This is a genomic window from Clostridium sp. UMB9555A (assembly GCF_030222355.1).
GTDB classification, from domain to species: domain Bacteria; phylum Bacillota; class Clostridia; order Clostridiales; family Clostridiaceae; genus Sarcina; species Sarcina perfringens.
Genome location: NZ_JASORQ010000025.1, coordinates 1 through 4,487 on the forward strand (window position 1 = coordinate 1; position 4,487 = coordinate 4,487).

Sequence of the window (4,487 nt, forward strand, 5' to 3'; positions counted from 1 at the left end):
ATTTTAGATTTTTATTACAATATATGCATTTAAAAATAAAAATGAAAAGTAGTTATATTTTAAAATATAACTACTTTGGGCTTTGTTGTGCACTATAAAAATTTGACAGTAAAAATGCACTTTAATATGTATTGAGTATCAAATTATTAAAAAAAGGTTATTTATATTATAACTTAGAGTTATGTTATAGAATGAAAATAAGTTGTTAATTTCAATTAACAACTTATTTTCATTGTTCAAATTACTTTGGTTTGGTTGAAATTGTGTAATTCGTAATATGCATTTAAATCATAGGAAATTATGCTAATAATTTTATTATAATATAAGATTTAATTGGTTCAAATAACTTGTTAATTTTGGAATTTAATTTTTAAAAATTAAATTTTTCTTTTTGTTTATAAATATATTAGATTTCCATTACGATTTGCCAAATTAACAATACTTAATATAGCTTTATTTGCCACTACAATTAATTTTAAGAGGTTTTTACATATACTATAGTGTATTTACACTAAAAATAATTTATATAGCCCTTAAAAACGATTTTGGTGCAATTTAGGTTCTGTTTAAAAGAAAAAGAGTTATCAATTTTAATTTGATAACTCTTTTTCTCTTTTGGATTAGATGAAAATTGAATGATTGATTAATTTTTAAATGAGTAATTTTGTAATATGTATAAAAAAATCATAGGAAATAAGAAAATAAATAATTAATTATACCCAACATCATTATAATAATATAAATTTTAATTTATTGAAATATAATATTAAATAAAATTTAATATTAATTAATTATAATTATATTCCATTACATAAAATTTTATATAAAACAAATTTATGAAAATGAATAGATTTATCTGCTCATTTTTTTCTGAAAAAAGTGGAAGTTTTACGGACACTTTTTGCGAGATTTTTTGCTCAGAAAAATCGAGAAATTTCATTCTTGATACTATCGGCAACTATTCGAATTTAATAAAAAACCCTAGAGTCATTGGAAACTCTAGGGTTGAACCAAAAAAACTTGCCTTTTTCTATACACTAGTTTATAATTTTAAGTGGCATCTAAAAAAAATAAACTTAATACAGAAAGGAGCAAGTTCTCTCAGTGTCTTTTTAGGACATTTTATATTGATTTTTGAAAGCCCTTTGTTGACACCAAAGAACTAATTTCACTATGAATAATGATACTATAATTTTAACAGAAAAACAAGAAGAAAAAATTAGTAAGTGTAAAATAATAGAGAAATGTAAAGAGAAAAAGGTTAAAAATCCAAAGTTTAGCGATTACATAGAACCTTTTGTATCTGTGAAAATGTCCGAAAGGATAAAAGATTGTGGGGGATTTTTAATGCTATTAGCAGACTTAGAATTGGAACATAAAAAACTACATAAGGGTAATTTTTGTAAGAATAGATTTTGTCCAATGTGTAGTTGGAGAATGGCATTAAAGGATTGTTTAGAAATAAGTGTTTTAATGGAGCATTTAAGGTTAGAAGAGAATAAAGAGTTTATATTTTTAACTTTAACAACTCCCAATGTAACAGGAGAAGAACTTGAACAAGCTATAAAAGAATATAATAAAGCTTTTGAAAGATTGATGAAACTTAAAGAAGTTAAAGCTATAGTTAAAGGTTACATAAGAAAGTTGGAAGTAACATATCAAGGAGAAAAATATATAACCAAGAAATTATGGAGTAAGAAAAAAGAATATTATATGAGATTAGGTTTAAAAATAGGAGATTTAGAACCTAACTATAATACTTACAATCCGCATTTTCATGTAGTTATAGTAGTTAATAAAAGTTATTTTACAAATCGAACTTCTAAAACTTATATTAACAGAGAAAGATGGCTTGAATTATGGAAAAAGTCAATGAGAGATGATAGGATCACTCAAGTTGATGTAAAAAAGGCTAAACTGAATAATTACAAAGAAGTGTACGAGCTATCAAAATATTCAGCAAAAGATAGTGATTATTTAATAAATAGAAAAGTATTTTCAGAGTTTTATAAAGCATTGAAAGGCAAACAAGTATTAGTGTTTGGAGGACTTTTCAAAGATGCTCATAAAATGTATTTAAATAAAGAATTAGAAGTTTACAAAGAAAAAGATGAAATAAATTACGTGTACATGATTTACTATAATTGGACTAAAAATGAATATGAAAATACAAAATTAAGAGAATTTACTGAAGAAGAAAAAGAAAGTTTAAATTATAAATTAAAAAATGAGATAGAAGATAGTTTTTAGTTATCTTCTATCTCATTTTTTTATATATTAATCTTTTTTATATCTAACTCCAAGTAAAATATGCAGCGTGATAATTCTTCCATACTCCATCAAACCAATAATGATAAACTACTTTTCCATTTGAACTGTTATGTTTGTCTTTATAAACAAAACCTGAATACTCCCATTTTTTAGCTAAGTATCCAAATACAGTTGGAAGGTCTTTTCCTGTTGCCATTTGATACATGTATTTTATTGCATTATAAGCAACTGAATATGGTACTTTCATTTTTATCATTGCAAGTGAAACTACTGCACTTACTCTTTTATAGTCTGCTTCAACGTTTGTTCTAGGCCATGAACTAACTTGATACCAACTTCCAGCATCTCTTTTTGCTCTTATTTTATTATCTTCGTTTGTGACTTTTATAATTTCATTTGCATTATATTCTGCCAATTTTTCATTATTTTCTTCGACTAATACTTTATCATTTATTTTATTTATTGTTACTATTTCTACTCTTCCACTAGAGAATATAGCTTTGGTTTTAAATATAGTTTCATTATCTTCAAGTATTTCAATATTTTCAAGAGTTTCACTGGATGCACTGTTGTTTTCATTTGCAAAAACTTTAAAGCCAGTAGAGAATGTTAATACCAATAATAGTGAAAAGAATTTAAAAAATATTTTTTTGTTCATATCAAATCACTCCCTTGATTTATTAAATTGTTTTATTGTTATTAGATATAAAATTTCAACCCAAATAAATAAATAAATTAATATAATCAATAGTCTTAAAAATATATTTATATTGTTTATAAAAAAATTTAAAAAGTATTCATTAAAAAAGTATAGAGAACCAATAAAAATTAATGCAATATTAGTTCTAGTTTTAAAATTAAAATCTAAATCTATTTCTTCACTTAAAGGTCTTAATCCTAGAAAAAACAACAATTTTCTTATTAGACTTATTTTTTTCATAATTGCATCACACCTTTTAAAATTATAGTTTCATTTTACATTATACAAAAACGATTACAAGACTTATAAATTTATCAAATTAATGGTAAAATTATAATGTTGGGATTTTTAATAAAATCATAAATCTATTACAGAAAGTAGTTGATTTTATGAAAAATATATTTTTTTTAATTTTAGTAATTTTAGATTTAATAATAATTTTTTCATTGACTTATTATTTTAAGATAATAAGTCAGCAACAATGTATGATGTTTTTGATATTATCTTTTGTTGTTGTTCTTTTACTTAAGGATTTATTAAAAATTGATTTTTTCAAATGAATTTAAATCAAGGTGGAGATAAAAAATAATGGAGTAGGTCTGAATAGATCTGCTCCATTATTTTTTATACTACCTTGATTGGGAGAAGAACTAAGACACTAGAAAAAAAGGACGACAGTCCTTCTGCCAAACGGCGAGTGCCGTCGGAGACATAAAGAAAATTTTGATTAAACTTTTATAAAAGTTTATGGGTGAAACGAAGTGAGGGCAAAGCCCTAAAAAGTATGTTAAAATAGTGGGAATATTAGTGGGAATATAAAAAGTTTTAATATTTATATTATATCCCATATTATATTATTGATTTTTAAAGGATTTATTAAATATTAATACCCACTCGTATTATAATATATAGAATTAATTTTATTAAAAATAAATAGGGTGTGATATTTTATGATAGATAGTTTAATAGTTAAAAGTGAGATTTATAAAAACAAGGAAAATGAGTTAAAGAAGAAAGAAATAGAAATTAATGAGTTGAATGAAAAATTAAATGAATTTAAAAGAGCTTTAAGCTTGAGAGATGATGAAATTAAATCTTTAAAAAGTGAATTAAACATTGCTGAAGATAAATTAAATAGATTTAAGGAATTTAGAAATATGATTTGGATAATGGCTGAATTGAAAAAATTTAAGAATAATTTTTTAGTCTATTCTAAATTAACTAAGAATGAAATTATGTTTCATGATAAGGATAAAATTTATATAAATAAAAAATTTCTTGAAGATAATTTTTTTAATTCTTATCAAAATATGTCTTTTAAAGATAAGCTGTACTTATTAAAATTGTTAAGTCTTATTGAGGTATCTGAAGAAAATAGATTTACCAAAAAGGTATTTGTAAATGGAAAGTATAAAAGAATGATTGTTTTTGATAGGCATATTTTAGATTTTTATTACAATATATGCATTTAAAAATAAAAATGAAAAGTAGTTATATTTTAAAATATAACTACTTT

Annotated in this window: 3 protein-coding genes; 2 read left to right on the forward strand and 1 reads right to left on the reverse strand. The window is 22.9% G+C overall.

The window, feature by feature from the left end:
• Positions 1–1,173 precede the first annotated feature (1,173 nt).
• Positions 1,174–2,250 carry a protein rep gene (locus QP548_RS16775; protein ID WP_283697707.1) on the forward strand — a complete coding sequence of 359 codons (1,077 nt, stop codon included), beginning with the start codon at positions 1,174–1,176 and terminating at the stop codon, positions 2,248–2,250.
• A 43-nt stretch (positions 2,251–2,293) separates the two neighbouring features.
• Here the strand turns inward: QP548_RS16775 and QP548_RS16780 are convergent, their stop codons facing one another.
• Positions 2,294–2,929 carry a hypothetical protein gene (locus QP548_RS16780; protein ID WP_284905661.1) on the reverse strand — a complete coding sequence of 212 codons (636 nt, stop codon included), beginning with the start codon at positions 2,927–2,929 and terminating at the stop codon, positions 2,294–2,296.
• A 992-nt stretch (positions 2,930–3,921) separates the two neighbouring features.
• Between QP548_RS16780 and QP548_RS16785 the strand changes: the two genes are divergently transcribed.
• Positions 3,922–4,443, forward strand: a complete 522-nt coding sequence (locus tag QP548_RS16785; protein ID WP_075825732.1) for a hypothetical protein — start codon at positions 3,922–3,924, stop codon at positions 4,441–4,443.
• Positions 4,444–4,487 lie beyond the last annotated feature (44 nt).

Coding starts and splice junctions, on each gene's coding strand:
- QP548_RS16775 (WP_283697707.1), top strand. CDS start 1,174: ATGAATAATGATACTATAATTTTAACAGAAAAACAAGAAGAAAAAATT.
- QP548_RS16780 (WP_284905661.1), bottom strand. CDS start 2,929: ATGAACAAAAAAATATTTTTTAAATTCTTTTCACTATTATTGGTATTA.
- QP548_RS16785 (WP_075825732.1), top strand. CDS start 3,922: ATGATAGATAGTTTAATAGTTAAAAGTGAGATTTATAAAAACAAGGAA.